Source organism: Enterococcus sp. AZ091 (assembly GCF_051714805.1).
GTDB lineage: Bacteria > Bacillota > Bacilli > Lactobacillales > Enterococcaceae > Enterococcus_D > Enterococcus_D gallinarum.
This window is the reverse complement of the sequence record NZ_JBIOSO010000001.1, coordinates 2,070,743-2,092,131: the sequence shown is the minus strand read 5'-3', so window position 1 is coordinate 2,092,131 and position 21,389 is coordinate 2,070,743. Positions and strand designations below refer to the sequence as shown.

Genomic DNA, 21,389 nt, shown 5'->3' with positions numbered 1-21,389 from the left:
CGCTTTCTTTTCCATCCTATCATCATTCTAATCGATAGTCTAGCCATGTTTCTAGCTGTTGGACACGATGCCAATTTGACCAGCTGAAGCGGATCATCCCCTGCTGATCTGTTCTCAAGATGCTTCTTCCTTCCATCACTTCCAAAACTTCAGAATGTGGATGTCCATAGCGATTGTCTTTGCCACAAGAGATGATTCCGATTTTGGGTGAAAGGCTCTCGATAAAACGAGCAGAAGTGGAGGTACGACTGCCATGATGCCCTAGCTTTACCACTTCTGCCTGGAGATGAGGGTACTGTTGAATCAACTTTTCTTCCCCTTTTTGATCTAAATCACCGGTAAATAAAAAGCGCCACTTCTCAATTTCAGCCTTCAAAACTAAAGAATCTTCATTTTCACCTTGCCCAGACTCAGGAGCTAAAACAGTGATAGTAAGGTCGCGACCAATGGTTTCACCCACTTTTGTCCAGTGAACAGTTCCTTGCGGAAGCTGCTTGATTAACGCGGCAATCTGAGGATGGTGTTCACTTCCAGGAACTAGGTATATTTTTTTGACAGGGATTGCTGTCATTAATGCCAATGCATCACCTAGATGGTCCGTGTCTCCATGAGTCAAAAAAAGCCCATCGATTTGCCTGACTCCCTCGCCTTTTAAAAATGGAATCAATGAGGCGTGTGCATTTTCTTGATACGCGCGTTGCTGCCACGCCTCTTTAGGAAAAGATAAACTGCCGCCGGTATCAATCACATACACTTCCCGGTTAAAGGCTGTTTGTAAGACAATACTATCACCTTGCCCAACATCGACAAATGTAACGGCAGCAGGAACAAAAAGACGCTGTAAAAGTAGCGGTAAAAACAAACTGACTAAGAAACAAAAAAAGAACTGATGTCGCTGATACAAAAATAAACCAAGAAGACTACAGAAAATAGCAAGTTCTATGGGAATCCTTCCAGTCGTGAGGGCAAATCTTCCAAGAAAAAAGACGATTTCCTCTATTCCATGCAAAAGTGTTTCACTCCAACTATCCAGATAGGGTATTTTTGGTATCAAAAGACTTACGGCAAAAAGAGCAAAACAGCTAGGTAAGATAAAACGTTGAAACAACGGAAGCAAAAGAAGAGTAAAAATCCCACCCAACAAAGGAAATTCATAGAATAAGTGCATCAGCAGCGGCGCTGCCAATAACGGCAAAAACTGAGAACGGATCACTGAGGAAACCTGTACGTTTCTTTGCATGAGCAATAAAAAAGTCATCAAAAAACATAGCTGCCCGGACGTTTGCAGAAAAACTTTTGGGTCGATCATAAGTGTTAGAAAAAGCACGATACCGTAACGATCACAGGCTGAAAGGTGACAGGAAAACAGTCGCAAAAGAACGGTCATCCCATAAGCGAGAACAGCTCGAATCACGCTGATAGAACCACCAAATAAAATGGCGGCTATCAGGATAATTGGCAAAAGAGGAAGCAGCATCTCCTCTCTGGTGAGCTTTCCTCGTCTCAGACCTCGTTCTAACCAGTAGAAAAAGAAAGACACATGCAGTCCGGACACAGTAAAAAAGTGCAGCAAGCCACTGCTGCTGAATAATTGACGGATCTCTTGAAACTCATGATCTTTATATCCAAATAACAATGCGTTTATATAAGATGCCAGTTTCTCAGGGAAAAACTGCTTCACGTGAGTCACTGCTGCTGCTCGCCACCTGTGGATCGAAGAAATCCCGGCAGTTTGTTTGCTTGCGAGAATCTCAGTAATCGTCAATGTTCCTAAGAAGTTCCTGCTAGCCAAATAAAATGAGTAATCAAAGGCATGTTTGTTTCGGATTGGCTCTGCTATCTTGAAATTTCCATGTACTCTTAGTGATTTCTGCCAATTTTGTCGGCTGAGCCATTGGTCTTTTTCGGAAAGAGAAGAAACTTGATAACGCCCCATCACTTTACCTTCAGGCAGTTTCCCTTCAAATGTCACTAAATCACCATTGACTTTGATCGTATCAGGATAGATAAGAACCTCACCAGTTAACGATCCTTCTTCCAACTGAGGATTTTGAAAACTGACCATACGTCCCCCTATCAATACACTGCCAAGACAACAAAGTGCCAATAAAGCAACTTGTTTTTTTATCAGTAGTCCCAGAAGAAGATAACTTGCGATAATAAATAAAAGAACAGATTTCAAATAGAAACCTGTTACCCAGCAACCAATGATCACTCCAACAAAAAGGAAATGGTCACGGCATGTTTGTATGTGTAGCCCCATTCAAGGCACCAAAAGATAATTTTTCAAAATATGCTGGATCAAGTTCAACTTGGTGGACGGTAGCACCAACTTGTTGAATCAAATCTAGAGCATATTGATTATTGCGGTAGTCATTCAGATAATGAATTTTCTTGACGCCTGCCTGCAAAATCGCCTTCGTACAAGGCAAACATGGAAAGTGTGTCACATAAATCTCGGCATTGTCGGTTGAAACACCTAGCTTGGCGCATTGCAGTAATGCGTTCATTTCTGCATGGATCGTGCGGATACAATGTCCGTCAACCACATAGCAGCCTTCATCAATACAATGAACGTCTCCACTAACTGAGCCATTGTAGCCGCCGGCAATAATCCGTCGGTCCTTGACTAGTGTCGCCCCCACCTCTAACCGAGAGCATGTACTTCTAAGAGAAAGTAAAACAGCTTGAGCCATAAAATACTGGTCCCAAGGGATTCGTTTATTTCCTTCTATCGATCGGTTTTGAGAATTAACCCATTGATTCTCTTTGTTCAGATCGCTTGTCATCTGCGTACCTCCTTTTTCTATTTTTCCGATTGCGAAATAATAGTACACAATTTTTTATAATATACTATACCCCCACTGATTAATCTAGGGGCTAATGAATTTTAGTGTCTTTTTCTCCATTCACTTCTGCTTGTTTTTCCTACTGCTACCGTCAGTCAAACAGTTCTCAAAATGACTCCACTACCTGCTGGGTATTGTTTTTGATTAAGGGACTGGGAATAAAACTGCTTGTTATTTTCTTTGATGCTACTAATATTTGATGCTACTAACGGATGGAACGAAAGATCCTCACTTTACTCTTCCCAGGTATAATAGTTTTTTCGCCTTTTCTCTCTTTCTTCTTCCGATTCCTCCCATTCATTGAAACACTTGCCTAACGCAAATTTTTCATAAAACCTTTGTAGCAACACCATCTGTCTATTTCTAGTTTTTCAGGGGTACATAAAATAATACGCCTTTCGAGTGCTCTTGCTTTTTTTTAACAGCAAAATACACGCTTCTTTTTTATTTCCAGCTTTTTTTCTTTTTCACTTTTGTTTTCAGAAAAAACTTGGAAATTTTCTCACCCAAAAAGTTTTATACTTCGTTTTGTAAGAAAAGAGGTGGACACACAATGAACAGAAGCATACATCAGCTTTCTCCTCCGAGATAACAGCGCCAAAATGATATTAGACTTAGAAAGAAGCGATTTGATGAACGAGAAAAAATTATCTTTATTTGGTTTTTTCGCACTAACAGCCTCGATGGTCCTGACTGTGTACGAGTACCCAACTTTTGCCACGTCACAACTTCATTTGGTTTTCTTCTTATTATTAGGAGGTATCCTCTGGTTTTTGCCTGTTGCACTCTGCGCGGCAGAAATGTCGACGGTAAAAGGCTGGCAGAACGGTGGGATATTTAGTTGGGTCAGTGAAACATTAGGCGAACGGTTTGGCTTTGCAGCGATCTTCTTTCAGTGGTTTCAGATTACTGTCGGGTTTGTTACGATGATTTACTTCATCTTAGGGGCACTTTCTTATGTGTTGAATTTTCCCGCCCTCAACAATGATCCATTGATGAAGTACATCGGTTTGCTGATTATTTTTTGGCTCTTAACGTTTTCTCAGTTAGGTGGAACCAAAAGAACAGCAAAAATTGCAAAAGCAGGATTTGTTATCGGGATCGTCATTCCCTCTATCCTCTTATTTGTGCTAGCAGCAGCTTATTTCATCGGTGGAAATCCTATTCAAATACCCCTGAGTGAAAAAGCATTTATCCCTGACTTTTCAAAAGTTTCTACTCTCGTGGTTTTTGTTTCTTTTATTTTGGCTTATATGGGTGTAGAGGCCTCTGCTTCCCACATTAATGAACTAAAAAATCCGCAAAAAAATTATCCACTAGCAATGATTTTGCTAGTCATTCTTGCCATTGCATTAGACGCTATTGGCGGCTTCTCTGTTGCTGCGGTCATTCCGCAAAAAGAATTATCTCTCAGTGCCGGAGTGATTCAAACCTTTGAATCGTTGTTGCTTCACTTCAATCCGCATCTTGGTTGGCTAGTGAAGTTAATCGCACTAATGATTGCCTTTGGTGTCATGGGTGAGGTCAGCTCATGGGTCGTTGGCCCATCAAGAGGTATGTTTGCAGCGGCACAACGAGGATTACTGCCGACTTTTTTGCGAAAGCACAACAAACATGGCGTCCCTGTTCCGCTAATCATGATTCAAGGAATCATCGTTTCAATATGGGGTGCTGTTCTAACGTTTGGCGGCGGTGGAAACAACTTATCTTTCTTGGTAGCTATTTCTCTGACAGTAGTGATTTATTTGATTGGTTATTTGCTGTTTTTCTTGGGCTATTTTGTTCTGCTTTTTAAGAAAAAAGATCTTCCTCGTACCTATAATGTTCCAGGAAAAACAATCGGAAAAACAATAATCGCAGGATTAGGGCTCATCATGTCGCTGCTCGCATTATTCGTTTCGTTCTTCCCACCTTCTTCGATTCCTGCCAGTGAAGACAGAACTTACCAAGTCATCTTGTTGATTAGTTTCATCGTTACTTTATTGTTACCATTCATTCTCTATGAACTTCATGACAAACGTGGCAAAGAAGCTCAAATCGATGAACCGGTTCATATGAAAACAGGAGATGTGAACCCTGCCACTTATCCAAGCGCTCGAGGAGAACACCACATCGTTCAAAACGAGAAGTATACAATCAAACATTAACCGTATTTTTATCTATTAGGAGGAATTATCATGTTATATGGAAAAGAAAACCGCGAAGAAGCAGACTATTTGGAACCAATTTTTGGAGCTGTTTGTGAAGGAGAAGATTTACCGAAATACAAACTAAATCCGCAATCTGTTGAACCTAGAATGGCCTATCAGCTCGTACAAGATCAGCTACTTGATGAAGGAAATGCCCGTTTGAATTTAGCTACATTCTGTCAAACCTATATGGAACCGGAAGCAGTTAAGCTGATGACACAAACTCTAGAAAAAAATGCCATCGACAAATCTGAGTATCCACGAACAGCAGAAATTGAAAATCGCTGTGTGAATATCATTGCAGATTTGTGGCATGCAAGCAAAGAAGAAAAATTCATGGGCACTTCTACCATTGGTTCTTCAGAAGCCTGTATGTTAGGTGGGATGGCAATGAAATTTGCTTGGCGTAATCGGGCGGAAAAACTCGGTCTCGACCTAAATGCTCATAAACCTAATTTAGTGATTTCAAGCGGTTATCAAGTTTGTTGGGAAAAATTTTGTGTCTACTGGGATATCGAGATGAGAGAAGTCCCTATGGATGAAAACCATTTGTCGATCAATCTTGATAAAGTGATGGACTATGTTGATGAATATACGATCGGCATCGTTGGCATTCTAGGAATCACCTATACAGGACGCTATGACGACATTAAAGGATTGAATGAACTTGTTGAACAATACAACCAAACAACGGACTATAAAGTCTACATTCATGTGGATGCTGCTTCTGGTGGTCTCTATACCCCTTTTACTGAACCGGATCTCGTCTGGGACTTTCAATTACCAAATGTCATATCAATCAACACATCCGGTCATAAATACGGTCTCGTTTATCCGGGTGTGGGTTGGGTACTTTGGCGCGATCAATCTTACTTGCCTCAAGAACTTGTATTTAAAGTCAGCTATTTAGGCGGTGAGTTACCAACCATGGCCATCAACTTCTCCCACAGTGCTGCTCAGTTGATCGGACAATACTATAATTTTGTGCGCTATGGTTTTGATGGTTACAAAGCGATTCATGACAAGACCCATAAAGTTGCTCTTTATTTGGCAAAAGAAATCGAAAAAACCGGTCTATTCGAAATGATCAATGATGGCGCTCAACTTCCGATCGTCTGCTACAAGTTGAAAGACGATCCAAAACGGGAATGGACGTTGTATGACTTAGCAGACCGTTTACTCATGAAAGGTTGGCAAGTTCCAGCTTATCCATTACCAGCCAATTTAGACGACCAAATCATCCAACGATTGGTCATTCGTGCAGACTTTGGTATGAATATGGCCCACGATTATATTCAAGACATGAAAGAAGCTCTGCTGGCACTTGATCAGGCTCATCTGGTCTATCATAAAAAACAAGAAATCAAAACCTACGGCTTTACTCATTAAAAAGGCCAACACGTTCTAGCAAGAAACTTCCCCAAAATCATTAGAGCTCTCAACGTTACTTCTATTGCGGAACTGTCCCAAGTAGTGCCATTCGCTTGCACTACTTTAGTTCAAAGAGAGGGATTGCGCACGGCTGTGCGCAATCCCTCTCTTTGTATCAATAATTATCTTTTTCAGTCTTTTCAATTACTCTTTGTTGCAAAGATTTCCTCGACTCGTTGATATAGTGTCTGATTGATAGCTAAGATAACAGAGGAAACAGTGCTGAAAGTCACCGGATAAATTTTAGTATTTTTCGTTTGAAGTGTTTCTTGGTAAAGAGAAGCATCACACAAAATCATTCGTTTGGTACAAAAAAAGACATCATCCACCACATCAGTTAATTGGTGATAGATCATATTGCTTATGGTAAAGTGCTCATCTAACATTTCTTCTAACTGTTGGCGATAATACAAGTATTTAAAATCAGAAGGTGCAACAATATACACTTCCAAATGTTCAGTTTTTTCAGCATCAGGAAGCAAACTTAGTAAAATCGTCAATTTACGAACCAGATTGTCATTCCATCGAATCATCTGCTGGTTTTGGTTTGCCCATAACCCAAGGCTCTCCATTATTTGATCAAACATTTCCCTCTCACTTGGATAGAGAAAGAATAGACGATCCGTTTGAAAGATCTGCATGTCCCCCCAAGCGGAACGAAGAAACGGTAGTAACGCTTTTTCGAACAACAAATGATTTTTCTCGGAGATACCTAATCGGTTTTGTAATAAATGCGTGAGTTCCAACATCTCCGGACAGCGATGAATGTGATTACGATAAACGACTGCAAAATCTCTTTGCAACAGCTCCAGATTATTGCACTGATACTTGCGTGAATTAAAAAGTGAATAGATGTAAAATTCTTCGTCCTCATTGCTACACAAAGAAACTACAAGTTCTTTAAGACCTTGCTGTAATAATTGAAATAGCGGTGTCTGTCGTGCCATCTCCTTGTCCCTTGATGCAAAACAAATAGGAGCTATTCGGCTTCTTGCTAATCCGATGTGGATCCCTAAATGAATGATTTGACGTTCGTCTTCAGGATAAGAACGCAGAAAAAAACGTTGTTCCACGAATTGGATCAGTTCTTCACAAGCCTGCTCAATAAAAGACTGATTTTTTTCAGGACGTTTTCCTAAATAGTTCATTACAGCCAATAGAAGATAGCGGAAGTCTTTCTCGGGGATCTCGACCTCCTCTTGCTCTTCATTTAAATAGCCCATTTCCTCAAAAAATCTCCATAAGTCTGTCCGAATGGTATAAACCTTGCTTAATGAAATAAACACCTCTTCCGATATTTTTTGCCAACTTCTCTCTCCAATCAAAAATTGATAGAGAACTTGTAAAAAATAGGATCCTTGATAAATGGTTTGAGTAAGCTCTGATAAGGAAGATCCGGCAGTAAAAACCACTTGATATGTATGCTTCTCGTGAGTGGCGGTAGCAATGCGTTCTTTCAGTAAAAGCAGAATTTTATCAATGTCATTGATAATGGTCGCAGGACAGACATCCAGCTGTTCGGCTAAACGGTCAATAAGCATGCTTTCCTTCTCATACAACTGCTCGCAAAGATAGACTTGACGAATCACACATTTTTCTATATACCTTTCCAGCATAGGCTCGCTCCTTTCCCGAATTTATTACGTCCGTTATTATAAACTATCAGGAAATAGGAAGAAATGAAATTGATAGCATTCTGAGGAAAAGTTTAGGTAAAAAAATTGTTTTCAAAATTATTTTTAATTTTCTCTTGGGAAAAATGAAGAATTTTTCATGTAATCGGTATAGCTTACCTTTAGCAAATCTTTTCCTGCTGAAATAAACAAATGGATTACACAGTGAGAAAAGGTCTACTTTGTATTCACACGATAAATTCCTTAGATCCCCTAGCATTCGATACAACATATAGTTGTATCGATTGACTCTTTTTGAGCAAAAGATTAATTTTTACAACCACCGGCCGCCTGCGACAGAGTGTGTTTTTGTTAGCATAATACGTCGCGATATTGACTTGTTGCACCCGATCGCTCTACTAAATAAAAATGACTTCTCTACTTACCTTATACCCCTTATACCTCTATACTCCCTATACCCCCTACAACAACGAAACAGAAAAGCCACTGAATCGCGAGCTTATTCTCTTATTCTTTCTCTTATTTTTCATCGCACCTTGATCAACCCCTCCAAAGCCTCATAAGTTTTAGTGCCAATACCAGAAACTTCTTTCACTTCTTCCACGGTTTTAAAAAAACCCTTTTCTTCACGGTAAGCGATGATTGCCTCTGCCTTTTTCGCGCCAATGCCTGGAAGCTCTTGTAACTGGCTGCTATCTGCTGTATTTAAATCGATCTGGTTCTGAGCAAGTGTTCCTTCTGCTCCATTGTCAGCGTAGACTACCGGATCATCTAAATGAGGAACGATTACTAATTGTTTATCTGACAATTCTTGGGCAAAATTCATGACGTCTTCATTTCCTTCATCAGTGACCCCGCCCGCTAATTGGATCAGCTCATACAGTCGAGCTCCACTAGGTAAGGTGTAAATACCCGGATTTCGGATTTCTCCTTTGATATCTACAACGATCTGATCCAATGACTCTTTCCTACTCTCTGATTCGAAAATTGGTGAAGATTCTTCTGCTTCGGGCCATTCTGGCTCATTCGGGGTAAAAAACAAACCAAATAGAAAAAGAATGACCAACAGCGCGCTCAAGGATAAATGCCAATATTTTTTCCCAAAATCCACCCACTTGTCCATAATGAATCACCTCAAAAAGAAGTACGCAAAAAAAGTCTTGATTGCTCAAGACTTGATAATTTCTTCGATTTCTTTCATGGAATGAACGACATGGTCTGCATCCAAATCAGTTAGCAATCCTTCAATATCATAGAACATCGTTTGCACCCCTGCCCCTCGTCCAGCCAGCACATCCATCGCACGATCACCGATCATTACAGTCGTTGTTTTGTCCAATTGATATTTTTCCACTAAATAATTCAAAGACGTTGGGTCCGGCTTGCGGGGAAAATTATTCTCCGGTCCCACGATCTCTACGATCAAATGGTCAAGATTTTCTTTCATTAAAAGTTCTTTCGTTGAAACAACGTCGCGATGGGTCAAAATATAATTCTTGCCGCCATGGTCTACTACTGCTTGTAAAGCTTCTTTCGTTCCCGGAAATGAAACGGGCAGCCGCTCATCTAGTGCTTCATATGCTTTAAAACGAGCGCTAAAATCAATGAAATCCAATTGATACTTCTCAGCTACTTGTTTTGATGACGATGCTTTCAAGATGCGATAAATTTCTCTCGAATCGGGATCAAATCCAGCGTCTTTCAATGTTTTAAGAAACGCCTCTAACATGATTGGGTAACTGTCAAACAATGTGCCGTCAAAGTCCCAAATATACGAATGATACATGTACAACCCTCATTTTCTAAAAATAAGCTGAAATGTTTCCGTGAAAAAAATGTTTTTTTCAGCAACTTTACAAAGTTTATCACAAAAGTCCGCCTTTGTCTTTAGATCAAAAGGCAAAGTGGTTGAGACAGAAGTGATTAGTTGCAAGAAATTACGGCTTATTACTGCAAAAGCGACCACTTACCGTGCGTTCGAAAAAAGAGCTATGACAACCTTTTGTCACAGCCCTTAAAAATTACCAACTTCCGGAAATTCCGCCCCCACTACTGGACCCACCGCCAAAGCCACCGAAATCACTATCCGAGCTTTTACTCTCTGCGATGACCTGTTCTTGTCGCGTGACATGATTGATGAGTAACAAATAAACTAAAGATTGATCCATAGTGGTTGGATTGTATTCACGACGAGCATTATTCAATAGTTCTGAACGATCTTCCCCCGAAAAATCACCTACTTGTTTTTGTAGATCTGGATGATTTTTATATACTTCATGGAGATCGATAGTAAACAAAGCATCCGTTTTAACAGAATCAATCAAGCTAGCTATTTCCTGAGAACTCGTCTGCACCATTTCAGGATACGTCTTTTCCTTCGTAAGCAGCATAGCCAAATAATCGTTGTTGCGACTACGCCGCTGAATTTCTTCTTCCGCCAACTGCTGAATCTCTTTTTTATACTGTGGAATCAAATAAGCATTTTCTGCAAGAATATCTCCAGCTAAATCATAATCTCGTAATTGTTCCTTGAGTTGCCGCTGCAATTGTGTTTCATAGGTTCGCAATGTGTCATGGCCTTGGGCTAACTCTTGCCCAAAGATCTTCAAATTTTTATGATCTTTCATATATTCTTGCACGAATTGATCGGCCAACTGCGGATTTTTCAATGCTTGTTGAATCATTTGGTTTCTAGCTGGTTGCGGACTGATTCTTTCAAACTCAACTAATTGCCTCGGAATAACTTCACTAAGCAGGTACATTTTTAACGCCTTCAAACACTCTCCAGCAACAATATAGTGATTGAAGGTCTGATAATTCCTTCTTTTACTTGCCCATCTGTAAAAAGCCTTTTCATCAAACGCTGGATCCGAATGAATATGAGGAGGAATCACATTGGCTGCTTGAAAGCTTTTCTTCGTTTGGCGCTTGCGCCAGCCTATCACTCCGCTAATAGCTGCAATAACCAATGCACTAACTGAACTAACAAGTTGCCAAAACAGCAACCAGAATTTCTTTGACTCTGCGGCTTCTCGGGCCTTTTTTTCTGCCAGTAGCTGTTGCCCATCCGCATAAATTTTGTTCAGACCAACCGTTTCGTCCGCTGTTTTCATTTCCTCATAGACGCGATCAGAAGCATTTAAAACAGCTTGATCATAGTCTTCATCACGCAAAAGATCTTTTGTATCTTCATCGATCAGGTCATCATCTGACAAATCAGAAAAAATATACGTTAAGCCATCCCCATAGCCTAAACGAAATTCCCGGTCCTCGATGGCAAACACAAAGACTAAGCCATTGTTATACGCGGATTGACCAAAACTGTATTCATCAAATAACTGATTGGTTACTGTCTCGATCGATTGGCCGTCTAAGTTTTTAAGCGTGACAACAGCGTATTCTGGACTTCCTGGCAACGTTTGGAACCTCTCTTGGTTTAATTGATTGATTTTTGCGATTGTCTCTGCTGAGAGGACCCCTGCATTATCCTTCACAAAACTTTGACCAAATACTTTTTGGGGAACAAGTAGCACGAACATGACGATCACTACCAGTATGGAGCTGCCCACTACCCTCTTTTTCATTCTTGACACCCCTATCTGTATAAAATTACGTTAATTGTATATTACTTCCAGATGATCAGCATAGGGCTAAAGCCTTAGATCACAAAGAAGAAACTGCGAACTAAGTGCTACACTAAACAAAATGTCCGATTTTTTTACTAGCATCCCCTCCAAAATACCATTAGGTCTTTATGAGCGAATGTTCGAAAAGTAATCACCTTTTCGTCCAATCGAGAGCATTTGATTTGTGTGTTCCTTATATCGCAGTTTCAGAAGATGATCAGTTTTTGAAAGAATGAATCGGCGCAGGAATTCGGCCGCCTCGCTGAATAAAGTCAGCAGATTTAGCTGGATTAACTTTCATAACAGGTGCTGTGCCTAGTAAACCACCAAATTCGATGCGGTCTCCTACTTGTTTTTCTTTAGCCGGAATGATACGTACCGCCGTTGTTTTATGGTTGATGACGCCGATTGCTGCTTCATCAGCAATCATCGCAGCAATCGTTTCTGCAGTAGTATCTCCAGGAATTGCGATCATGTCTAAGCCCACCGAGCAAATTGCTGTCATCGCTTCTAACTTTTCTAGATTCAACAAACCACTTTCAACTGCTTTGATCATGCCTGCATCTTCTGAAACCGGGATGAAAGCACCCGATAAACCACCAACATGATTGCAGGCCATGACGCCGCCTTTTTTGACGGCGTCGTTCAACAACGCCAATGCAGCCGTTGTCCCGTGAGTTCCAACGGATTCCAGACCCATTTCTTCCAAGATGAGCGCCACACTATCCCCTACAGCCGGAGTAGGTGCTAAAGAAAGATCGACGATCCCAAAAGGAACCCCTAAACGCTCTGAAGCTACACGTCCTACGAGTTGCCCCATACGGGTTATTTTGAAAGCCGTTTTTTTGACTGTTTCTGCAACGACGTCAAAAGATTCTCCTTTGACTTTTTCAAGCGCACGCTTGACCACTCCAGGACCGCTGACGCCTACATTAATCTCGACATCTGCTTCTCCGACACCGTGAAAAGCACCGGCCATAAACGGGTTGTCTTCCACTGCGTTAGCAAAAACAACTAATTTTGCACACCCCATATCTGAGGCTTCAGCCGTTTGTTTGACTGTTTCCCCCATTAACCGAACAGCATCCATATTGATTCCAGTTTTGGTTGATCCAATATTGACCGAAGAACAGACAAAGTTCGTTGCTGCCAGCGCTTCTGGAATCGATTGGATCAATGCTAAATCACCGCCTTGATACCCTTTTTCAACCAGAGCACTGTAGCCACCGATGAAATTGACCCCTACTGTCTCAGCTGCCCGATCCAATGTTTTAGCTACCTTCACACAGTCTTGTGGCGTCGGTTGACTGGCTGCCACAACAATGGCAATCGGGGTAACAGAGATTCGTTTGTTGATGATTGGAATACCATATTCTGTTTCGATTTGTTCGCCAACTCGCACCAAGTTCTTGGCTTTTGTCGTAATTTTTTGATAGATTTTTTCGCACATCTGATCGATATCGGCATCAATACAGTCTAAAAGAGAGATTCCCATTGTAATGGTACGAATATCAAGATTTTCTTCTTCAACCATGCGAATGGTTTCTAGTATTTGATTGATTTCCATAGAAGCCCTCCTATAATTTATGCATGGTATCAAAAATTTCTTGGTTTTGAATACTGATTTTAACACCTAGTGTTTCGCCTTTGGTATGCAATTGCTCACGAATCGTTTCAAAATCTGCATTTGCCTCCATCGATAATAACATCATCATCGTAAAGTATTCTTCCATGATGGTTTGTGAAACATCGAGGATATTGATGTCTAATTCTGCCAATAGTTGGCTGACGCCTGCGATGATCCCTACCTTGTCTTTTCCAATAACGGTCAATACTGCTTTCATAAGAGCCCGCCTTTCATAAAATTTTTCTTATTATAGCATAAGAAAACCGCACTTTCGATGAAACTTCATACGAAAGCGCGGTTTTTAGTAATAATGTTCGTCTTTATCCCAGTCGTTCTTGTAAAACAGCTTGTGAATCAAAGGTATAAATGATTGGCTCTGCATTGGGGACATCGATTTTGTCGACTTCTTCTTCAGGTACATTCTCCAAATACTTCACTAAAGCCCGCAAACTATTGCCATGGCCTGTGATCAAGACATTTTTTCCTGATCGAATGAAGGGAACAACATCATCCGACCAAAAAGGGGTGATCCTTTCAACGACCATTCCTAGGTTTTCTCCTTTAGGAATCAAGCGTGGATCTAAGTCGTCATAACGACGATCAAAATGATTTTCTGAAACATACAGCGGCGGTTCATTATACCCTCGTCGCCACTTTTGGACTTGATCTTTTCCATACCGAGCAACCATTTCATCTTTATTGACACCGACTAACTGTCCGTAGTGTCGTTCATTCAACCGCCATGTCTTATAGGTAGGTACCCACAATTGAGCGCTTGCTTCCAAAACAGTGTTGCAGGTGATGATGGTTCGCTGAAGATAAGAAGCAAATGCTACATCAAAAGAAATACCCAATTCTTTGATTTTTTCTCCCGCTTGCCAAGCTTGTTCCCGACCCTTTGCTGTCAAGGCCACATCCAGCCAGCCCGTCCAATAGTTTTCAAAATTTGCTTCGCTTTCGCCATGCCGTATCAATACTACCTTCACTTGAACGCCTCCTCTTTGATTCATTATCTCAAGAAAAAAGCAAAATGTCTTGGGCAAAGTTCACAGAGGCATCCTTTTTTTATCTGAGTATACAAAAAGGCTAGGCATAAGTTGAGCCAGACCCGATCTTTAAGGAACAACTGTCCTCTCGAAAATCTTTCTGACTGTTTTTACTTATGCCCTAGCCTCATACGTGCATGGGTCTGTTCTTAAAATTTGGAGAAATTAATCAAGAATCGTTACTTGAACGGTCCGACGGCCCCATTGTTCGCATTGTGCATTAGTTGGGAAATGCACGTCGATGATATTTCCCTTGATCGCACCACCGGTATCGCTGGCGATGGCTTCTCCATACCCTTCAACATAAAGTCTTGTGCCTAGAGGGATCACAGATGGGTCCACCGCAACTGCCATCGGATTTTCCAACAAGTTTTGGCCGGTAGCTGTCACAGTTCCGCCGCCTAAAACATCTGCTGGATCAGAACTATATGCTGTTGCTTCCATCGTCATCGTTGTTCCAGAATAGCTGCTTGCTGCAGATTCAGATTGGTTTTCGTTGGCAGATTGGTCTTCTGCTTGTGTGGTTTCTTTTGCAGGTTGTTCACTTGCTTGGTTATCTGATGATACTTTTTTGTCGGTGTCAATAATCAGAGTTGTACCATCGTAGATGATGTTAGGATCTTTCAGTTTGTTGTCTTTTGCAATTTGATCAATATGATCTAAATTACCAAAGTATTTTAAAGAAAGACCAGATAATGTGTCATCAGATTTCACCACGTGTTTGATTTCGTCTGCGTTAGCAGTTGTACTTAATGCAGCAAAACCAGCAATTGTGGCTGTAGTTAATACGAATGTTTTAATTGATTTCATAAATTTTATTTCCCTCGCTCTATGTAAGTTTTCGTCGTAACGACTTGATAAATAATAGCAAGATACGTTAAGTCCTTGGTAACAGTTCGATGACGAAATATTTCACTTTGATAAAAGAAATTAAATAACGTACCAAATAAAAAATAGAAATACTTAAAACCTTGCTAAATAAGGCTTTAATAGTAAACAGAAGATCGATTAACTGTTACAAGTTTCTTTTAAGCTAATCAAAAAAGCCGAATGAATCTTAAATATTTTCATAATTTCCGGAAATTTTCTGAAATAAATTTTCTTATATTACAAATTTGTAAAAAACAATTCAACCTGTAAACTTATAGAAAACACTGTTTTTTCTGAAAACTCAAATATATTTCGTGATTTTTCCAAGAAAGGGATTGACTTCCCAAAAAGGTATGATACGATATTTCTAACGTTTGTTGTATTTTTATACATAATTCAAGCTATTATTGTATTTTAAAACAAAAAAGGAGTAATTGAATGAAAAAGATGTGTAAATGGTTCGCTTCAACAATGATACTGATCGTCCTGTTTTTTTGTGTTACCACAAAACTGGTACACGCTGAAACAACAGATCCCGTCTATGAAAAAATAAAACAAAATGGCGCATTGATCGTTGGCTTATCTGCGGATTATGCCCCCTATGAATTTCATACCACGATTGATGGCAAAGACGAAATTGTCGGCTTTGATCTATCAATTGCCAAAAAAATCGCTGATGATCTAGGTGCCGATCTTAAAATTGAAGAATTAGGTTTCGATGCGCTGTTAGGAGCATTAAAAACTGGAAAAATCGATCTTGTCATTTCGGGGATGGCTGCTACCGATGAACGTAAAAAGGAAGTCAACTTTTCTGACACTTATATGGAAGTCCAACAAAAAGTGATTGTTCGAAAAGAAGATCAGAACCGGTTTCAATCAACAGCAGATTTCAATGGTGTAGCTGTCGGTGCTCAAAAACAAACCACACAAGAAGAATTAGCTAAAAATGAGTTGTCCGGCTCACTTGTAACCTCTTTGCAAAAAGTTCCGGATCTGATCACAAATTTAAACTCAAAAAAAGTGGATGCTGTTGTGATGGAAGGTCCTGTGGCGGAAGCCTATGTTCAATCAAATGATAACTTAGCAATTGCCGACGATGTGGTCTTTGAGAAAGGTACGAAAGAAACAGCGATTGCTATTTCAAAAGAGGCGCCGCTGCTCCTGGAAAAAATCAATGCTTCCATCAAGACGATTGTCGATAACGATCTATTGAGTCAATATCAAGATGAAGCCTATGCTCTAATGTTCAATGAAGAAACAGGAGCACCTGAAGAAGGCTTCTTTAGCAAATATCTGCCCTTTTATCTCTCAGGAGCCGGTTATACTATTTTTTTAGCCTTTGTCGGTGTACTCTTTGGCTCGATTGCTGGTAGTCTACTGGCATTTATGAAACTTTCTGCGTCAAAAATTTTGCGTTGGATTGCGATTGTTTATATTGAATACGTGAGAGGCACCCCGCTCTTAGTACAGATCTTTATCGTTTATTTTGGGACTGGCGTACTAGGTCTGGATTTATCCAAATTAACGGCAGGTTGTATCGCTCTTGCACTTAATAGTGCCGCCTATGTGGCTGAAATCATTCGTGCGGGGATCAATGCGGTCAACAAAGGTCAGTTGGAGGCAGCCCGTTCATTAGGAATGAATCAAGTTCAAGCGATGCGCTTCATTATTTTTCCGCAAGCCATCAAGAACATTTTACCTGCTCTCGGCAATGAATTTGTGACAGTCATCAAAGAGTCTTCTGTTGTCTCTGTCATTGGTGTCTCCGAATTGATCTTCCAAACAGGGGTCGTCCAAGGTGCCAGTTTCAAACCTTTCCTACCATACGTGATTGTTTCCATGATTTATTTTGTCTTGACTTTTGCTCTTTCACGATTACTAGGAGTTGCAGAAAGGAGAATGAAAACAAGTGATTAGCGTAAAAAAACTTTTAAAAAATTTTGGTGCGACAGAAGTTCTGAAAGAGATCGATCTTGAAATCTCCACGGGTGAAGTCGTTGTGATCATTGGACCTTCTGGAAGCGGCAAAAGTACTTTTCTGCGTTGTTTGAATCTTTTAGAACAACCTACCAGTGGTCAAATCGAATTTGAAGGAAACGATCTTTTGGCTAAAGAGATTGTGATCGATCAAATTCGTCAAAAAATGGGTATGGTATTCCAAAACTTTAATCTGTTTCCTCATAAAACAGTTTTGGAGAACATCACCATCAGCCCCATAAAAGTAAAAAAACAAGATCAAGAGACCGCTGAGAAAAAAGCCTACGCACTTTTGGAACAAGTTGGATTAGCGGACAAAGCGACTAGCTATCCTGCAAGTTTATCTGGTGGGCAACAGCAGCGAGTAGCTATTGCTCGTGCGTTGGCTATGGATCCAGATGTGATGCTTTTTGATGAGCCGACTTCTGCACTTGATCCGGAGATGGTTGGTGAAGTATTAGCGGTGATGCAGGCACTCGCCGAGAAAGGCATGACGATGGTCGTTGTGACTCATGAGATGGGCTTTGCCAAGCAAGTAGCGGATCGCGTGATCTTCATGGCTGACGGTATCATTCAAGAACAAGGAACACCTGAAGCGATCTTTGACCATCCGCAAAATAGCCGCACACAAGATTTTTTAAGAAAAGTACTATAAAAAATGGAGATGAGCCTATGAAACAGTCGATGATTGCACAACGATTTCAAACACCCGAAGAAAATCTACTAATGGACATTGCAACGATTGCCAAGAAAACACCAAATTTGATAGATCTGTCCATCGGCGATCCTGATTTGATTACTGATCAGTCGATCATTGCTGCCGCTTTTACGGACGTCAAAAATGGACATACAAAATACACGGCTTCTGATGGCAGTGCCGATTTTATTCAAGCTGTTGTCGATTTTTATCAGAACCATTATGGATTGACTTTCGCCAACGATCAAGTACGGGCCTCAGTTGGTGCGTTACATGGCATGTATCTTGCCTTGTGCGCGATCTTGGATCCTGGAGATGAAGTAATTATCCATGAGCCTTACTTTTCTCCTTATAAGCAGCAAGTTGAAATGGCTGGCGGAAGCCCGGTTTTCATCCCTACCTTAGAAAAAGATGGTTTTCAGATCGCTATTGATGTATTAAAAGCAGCGATTACCGACAAAACAAAAGCCATTATCATTAATTCTCCCAACAATCCCACTGGTGCTGTCTTTTCGCCGACAACTTTTAAAGCAATTGCTGAAGTTGCCGAAGAAAATGATTTGTTGATCTTGTCAGATGAAGTGTACGAAGCCTTTTGTTTTATGGAAGAGTTTGTTCCTATGGCCACTTTTGCGCCTGAGCGGACGATTACTTTTAGCAGTTTTTCAAAAGCTTTTGCTATGACTGGCTGGCGGATTGGTTACATGATCGCTCCTTTATCCATCAATCAGACAGCCAAGTTGATTAATGAAAGTATTGCTTATTCTGCTCCTACCCCCTCACAACGAGCGGGAATCTATGCGTTGAATCACTACGACGAACTTGTTCCAGCAGTCGTGGAAACCTTCAAAAAACGGCTAAGTTACATTCAGCAACGAGTCGCTACTATTCCTTTTCTTTCTTTGTCTCCTGTCAAAGGAAGTATGTATGCCTTCATCAACATAGAAAAAACTGGCTTGGATTCTGTTACTTTCGTTGAAAAACTTTTAAAAGATACTAGCGTGCTAATGATTCCCGGTAAAGCTTTTGGTGAGACGACTGGTGATCATTATGTCCGTTTAGCTGCTACGCAATCAATGCCAATGCTAAGAGAAGCCTTTGATCGCATTGAGCAGTTCACTTTTTAATCAACAAAAAATCCCTCTGCAACTAGAGTGATTGAACCATTCGCCAATAGCCATAAAAGCTAACTTTTGGGAGTGATTCACTCTCTTGGAGCAGAGGGATTTTTTTATTCTTTTTTTGCTTCTTGAATCAGTTTTGCTATTGCTTCTTTTTGATATTCTGCAGTGAATTGACTGATTTTTGCTTTTTGTTCCGCCGCATCCATTGTTGGGTCAGCCATCAAAGCGGCTTGCATCTTCTCTTGAACAAAAGTTTGTGCTTCTGTTTTCATCGCTTCTTGTTGGTTTTCAACAAGACTGGCTAGTTTTTTCGCTTGATCAACAGTTAAGAGAGTCCAAGAATCTGGAAGAGAGAACGTATTCTTTTCACGAATAAACTCTTCATCATTCCCAGCTATTCCAAACAAGAAACGATAAAAATCATTTTTATACGTCCAACGGGTCGTTTTCGTTTCTTTTTGTGCCGATTTGGCATCTTCGACGACATGATTCGTCACATGGTCCATTCTTGTTTGTTTTGGTTTCTTTTGCGACTCATCTGTGCGGTACAAATAGATTTTCTCAGTTCCATCACCCAAAGGTTGATACAACAGCATTGGCAACTGATCATTGTCACTGCTTGAAACTAACGGCTGTGTAGTCGTTGTGGTGGTTTTTTCCATCCCAAAATGTGCGGATAGATTGGCCATCATTGCTGTTAAGCTTAAGACAAAAACCAAACCAAAGAGAAGTGAAATAACAGTTTGGACTTTATTTTTGGCAAAAACATTTAATAACGCAAAGGCAATTACACTGATGACGACAATCACTAACATCATTTGCCGTCACCTCCTTTAAGAACAGTCAACTGAGGCTCTTTTTTCTTCAATGCAAAGGCAATCAAAAAGCCTAAAAAGCCAAAGACAACAGCGACATAAAAAGCAGCATGATAACCAGAAAGCGTTGCTTCGATCGCTTTTTCTTTGTAAGCAAGCGGTGTTGCCTTCAACAAGCCATCACTTGGAAGATTTCCTTTGGTTACATTTGATAAGACACTGATCAAAATCGCCGTTCCAATTGAGCTGGCAACTTGACGGAAAGTATTATTAACTGCTGTACCATGACTGATCAAGTTTCCTGGCAAAGCATTCATACCAGAAGTAGTAACTGGCATCATAACCATGGAAATCCCAAACATACGAATCGCATAAAGAATGACGATATGCAAGATCGGTGTGTCTTTTGTTAAAAAGGCAAAAGGCAATGTTGCAGCAGTCAAAATGAACATACCGGTAATAGCTAAACGCTTTGCCCCATACTTATCAAAAATTGCCCCAGTGATCGGCATCATCGCCCCCATTACCAATGCCCCAGGTAAAAGCATCAAACCAGAATGAAAGGCAGATTCTCCCCGAATATTTTGGATATATAAAGGCAAGACCATTTCTGCGCCCACCATGGCCATATTGGTCACACCTGAAAGAATGGCCGCTAATGTGAATGTTTTCGATGAAAAGACGCGTAATTCCAAAAATGGATGCTCGATGTGCAATTGGCGCCAAGCAAAAAAGGCGATAAACAAGACCCCAACTACTAAGAAACTAATGACCTCCACGCTTCCCCAGCCCTTGTCTCCGACACTGGAAAAACCATACAACAATGTTCCGAAACCGATGGTTGAAAGAATGGCAGAAAAAATATCAATTTTCGGATGAGACAGCTCGATAACACTCTTCATCAAGAAGACAGCTAAGATCAATACTAAAATAACGATTGGAATGACCATTCCAAACAAATAGCGCCAAGTATAGTGGTCAATGATCCAGCCGGATAGTGTTGGGCCTAAAGCTGGTGCCAACCCAATAACGATCCCCGACATTCCCATTGCAGAACCGCGTTTTTCTGGCGGAAAGATCGATAACATGATATTTTGCAACAACGGCATGGAGATACCAACACCGGCAGCTTGAATCAAACGACCTAATAGTAAGATCGAAAAATTAGGTGCTGCAAAACAAGCAATTGTACCAATCAAGAAAATCGTCATGGCAGTTAAATACAAATTTTTCGAATTGAATTTATTAATCAGCCAAGCGGTAATTGGAATCATGATCCCATTAACAAGCAAGAATCCGGTCGTCAACCATTGAACATCAGAAGCCGTAATATCGAAGGCATTCATCAAGGTTGGAAAGGCAGTCGTCAGTAATGTTTGATTCAATACTGTACAAAACGTACCGATCAGCAAAACGACAACCAATAAAGAACGATTGTACGGTTTACCGTATATATCTAAAGGACGATTATTTGTCATATTTCACACTCTTTTCACAAAATTTT

The 21,389-nt window shown here is 40.5% G+C and carries 17 protein-coding genes; 5 read left to right on the top strand and 12 right to left on the bottom strand.

Going from position 1 to position 21,389, the window contains the following annotated elements:
• Window positions 1-22 precede the first annotated feature (22 nt).
• Window positions 23-2,263, bottom strand: coding sequence for a DNA internalization-related competence protein ComEC/Rec2 (locus IGJ28_RS10370; RefSeq protein WP_438845384.1), 2,241 nt, complete (start codon window positions 2,261-2,263; stop codon window positions 23-25).
• Window positions 2,235-2,789, bottom strand: coding sequence for a ComE operon protein 2 (locus tag IGJ28_RS10365; RefSeq protein ID WP_195957707.1), 555 nt, complete (start codon window positions 2,787-2,789; stop codon window positions 2,235-2,237). The genes IGJ28_RS10370 and IGJ28_RS10365 overlap by 29 nt, the downstream gene beginning before the upstream one ends.
• 692 nt (window positions 2,790-3,481) lie before the next feature.
• On the opposite strand from IGJ28_RS10365, the gene gadC reads away from it, so the two are divergent.
• Together gadC and IGJ28_RS10355 are read left to right on the top strand one after the other, a co-directional pair.
• Window positions 3,482-4,996, top strand: a complete 1,515-nt coding sequence (gene gadC, locus IGJ28_RS10360) for a glutamate:gamma-aminobutyrate antiporter (protein ID WP_005472579.1) — start codon at window positions 3,482-3,484, stop codon at window positions 4,994-4,996.
• Between the two features lie 30 nt (window positions 4,997-5,026).
• Window positions 5,027-6,427: a glutamate decarboxylase gene (locus IGJ28_RS10355; protein ID WP_081132155.1), complete on the top strand. Its 1,401-nt coding sequence runs from the start codon at window positions 5,027-5,029 to the stop codon at window positions 6,425-6,427.
• Window positions 6,428-6,609: 182 nt separating this feature from the next.
• Here the strand turns inward: IGJ28_RS10355 and IGJ28_RS10350 are convergent, their stop codons facing one another.
• The 8 genes from IGJ28_RS10350 to IGJ28_RS10315 all read right to left on the bottom strand — a co-directional run bounded on the left by IGJ28_RS10350 (window position 6,610) and on the right by IGJ28_RS10315 (window position 15,212).
• Complete coding sequence (locus IGJ28_RS10350; protein WP_103300084.1) at window positions 6,610-8,085, bottom strand: DNA-binding protein; 1,476 nt, start codon at window positions 8,083-8,085, stop codon at window positions 6,610-6,612.
• Between the two features lie 544 nt (window positions 8,086-8,629).
• Window positions 8,630-9,226: a helix-hairpin-helix domain-containing protein gene (locus IGJ28_RS10345; RefSeq protein WP_252711888.1), complete on the bottom strand. Its 597-nt coding sequence runs from the start codon at window positions 9,224-9,226 to the stop codon at window positions 8,630-8,632.
• Between the two features lie 45 nt (window positions 9,227-9,271).
• Window positions 9,272-9,889 (bottom strand): HAD-IA family hydrolase, encoded by a 618-nt coding sequence (locus IGJ28_RS10340; protein WP_003127274.1) that lies wholly within the window; start codon window positions 9,887-9,889, stop codon window positions 9,272-9,274.
• A gap of 235 nt (window positions 9,890-10,124) precedes the next feature.
• Window positions 10,125-11,687, bottom strand: a complete 1,563-nt coding sequence (locus tag IGJ28_RS10335; protein ID WP_242387383.1) for a TPM domain-containing protein — start codon at window positions 11,685-11,687, stop codon at window positions 10,125-10,127.
• A gap of 259 nt (window positions 11,688-11,946) precedes the next feature.
• Complete coding sequence (locus IGJ28_RS10330; protein ID WP_252711886.1) at window positions 11,947-13,296, bottom strand: PFL family protein; 1,350 nt, start codon at window positions 13,294-13,296, stop codon at window positions 11,947-11,949.
• Between the two features lie 10 nt (window positions 13,297-13,306).
• The gene (locus IGJ28_RS10325) at window positions 13,307-13,573 is read right to left on the bottom strand and encodes an ACT domain-containing protein (protein ID WP_003127269.1); all 267 of its coding nucleotides are present in this window, start codon (window positions 13,571-13,573) and stop codon (window positions 13,307-13,309) included.
• A 103-nt stretch (window positions 13,574-13,676) separates the two neighbouring features.
• Entirely contained in the window at window positions 13,677-14,342 is a 666-nt protein-coding gene (locus IGJ28_RS10320) for a 2,3-bisphosphoglycerate-dependent phosphoglycerate mutase (RefSeq protein ID WP_216448880.1), read from the bottom strand.
• A gap of 225 nt (window positions 14,343-14,567) precedes the next feature.
• The gene (locus IGJ28_RS10315; protein ID WP_021150913.1) at window positions 14,568-15,212 is read right to left on the bottom strand and encodes a 3D domain-containing protein; all 645 of its coding nucleotides are present in this window, start codon (window positions 15,210-15,212) and stop codon (window positions 14,568-14,570) included.
• 498 nt (window positions 15,213-15,710) lie between these two features.
• On the opposite strand from IGJ28_RS10315, the gene IGJ28_RS10310 reads away from it, so the two are divergent.
• From IGJ28_RS10310 to IGJ28_RS10300, 3 genes are read left to right on the top strand one after another with little or no spacing between them, the layout of a single operon-like run.
• Window positions 15,711-17,189 carry an ABC transporter substrate-binding protein/permease gene (locus IGJ28_RS10310; RefSeq protein WP_438845383.1) on the top strand — a complete coding sequence of 493 codons (1,479 nt, stop codon included), beginning with the start codon at window positions 15,711-15,713 and terminating at the stop codon, window positions 17,187-17,189.
• Complete coding sequence (locus IGJ28_RS10305; protein ID WP_113849766.1) at window positions 17,182-17,904, top strand: amino acid ABC transporter ATP-binding protein; 723 nt, start codon at window positions 17,182-17,184, stop codon at window positions 17,902-17,904. Before IGJ28_RS10310 ends, IGJ28_RS10305 begins: the two co-directional genes overlap by 8 nt.
• A gap of 17 nt (window positions 17,905-17,921) precedes the next feature.
• On the top strand, window positions 17,922-19,073 hold the full coding sequence (locus tag IGJ28_RS10300) for a pyridoxal phosphate-dependent aminotransferase (RefSeq protein WP_252711884.1): 1,152 nt from the start codon (window positions 17,922-17,924) through the stop codon (window positions 19,071-19,073).
• Window positions 19,074-19,177: 104 nt separating this feature from the next.
• Here IGJ28_RS10300 and IGJ28_RS10295 read toward each other — a convergent pair whose 3' ends face one another.
• Window positions 19,178-19,888: a DUF4811 domain-containing protein gene (locus tag IGJ28_RS10295; protein ID WP_147735645.1), complete on the bottom strand. Its 711-nt coding sequence runs from the start codon at window positions 19,886-19,888 to the stop codon at window positions 19,178-19,180.
• Window positions 19,885-21,363: an MDR family MFS transporter gene (locus tag IGJ28_RS10290; RefSeq protein WP_060815128.1), complete on the bottom strand. Its 1,479-nt coding sequence runs from the start codon at window positions 21,361-21,363 to the stop codon at window positions 19,885-19,887. The genes IGJ28_RS10295 and IGJ28_RS10290 overlap by 4 nt, the downstream gene beginning before the upstream one ends.
• Between the last annotated feature and the right edge of the window lie 26 nt (window positions 21,364-21,389).

Bases quoted from the DNA above. Each gene is read 5' to 3' on its own strand.
- IGJ28_RS10310 (WP_438845383.1), top strand. From the start codon at position 15,711: ATGAAAAAGATGTGTAAATGGTTCGCTTCAACAATGATACTGATCGTC.
- IGJ28_RS10290 (WP_060815128.1), bottom strand. From the start codon at position 21,363: ATGACAAATAATCGTCCTTTAGATATATACGGTAAACCGTACAATCGT.
- IGJ28_RS10350 (WP_103300084.1), bottom strand. From the start codon at position 8,085: ATGCTGGAAAGGTATATAGAAAAATGTGTGATTCGTCAAGTCTATCTT.
- IGJ28_RS10330 (WP_252711886.1), bottom strand. From the start codon at position 13,296: ATGGAAATCAATCAAATACTAGAAACCATTCGCATGGTTGAAGAAGAA.
- IGJ28_RS10300 (WP_252711884.1), top strand. From the start codon at position 17,922: ATGAAACAGTCGATGATTGCACAACGATTTCAAACACCCGAAGAAAAT.
- IGJ28_RS10355 (WP_081132155.1), top strand. From the start codon at position 5,027: ATGTTATATGGAAAAGAAAACCGCGAAGAAGCAGACTATTTGGAACCA.
- IGJ28_RS10315 (WP_021150913.1), bottom strand. From the start codon at position 15,212: ATGAAATCAATTAAAACATTCGTATTAACTACAGCCACAATTGCTGGT.
- gadC (WP_005472579.1), top strand. From the start codon at position 3,482: ATGAACGAGAAAAAATTATCTTTATTTGGTTTTTTCGCACTAACAGCC.
- IGJ28_RS10340 (WP_003127274.1), bottom strand. From the start codon at position 9,889: ATGTATCATTCGTATATTTGGGACTTTGACGGCACATTGTTTGACAGT.
- IGJ28_RS10335 (WP_242387383.1), bottom strand. From the start codon at position 11,687: ATGAAAAAGAGGGTAGTGGGCAGCTCCATACTGGTAGTGATCGTCATG.
- IGJ28_RS10295 (WP_147735645.1), bottom strand. From the start codon at position 19,888: ATGATGTTAGTGATTGTCGTCATCAGTGTAATTGCCTTTGCGTTATTA.
- IGJ28_RS10370 (WP_438845384.1), bottom strand. From the start codon at position 2,263: ATGGGGCTACACATACAAACATGCCGTGACCATTTCCTTTTTGTTGGA.
- IGJ28_RS10365 (WP_195957707.1), bottom strand. From the start codon at position 2,789: ATGACAAGCGATCTGAACAAAGAGAATCAATGGGTTAATTCTCAAAAC.
- IGJ28_RS10325 (WP_003127269.1), bottom strand. From the start codon at position 13,573: ATGAAAGCAGTATTGACCGTTATTGGAAAAGACAAGGTAGGGATCATC.
- IGJ28_RS10345 (WP_252711888.1), bottom strand. From the start codon at position 9,226: ATGGACAAGTGGGTGGATTTTGGGAAAAAATATTGGCATTTATCCTTG.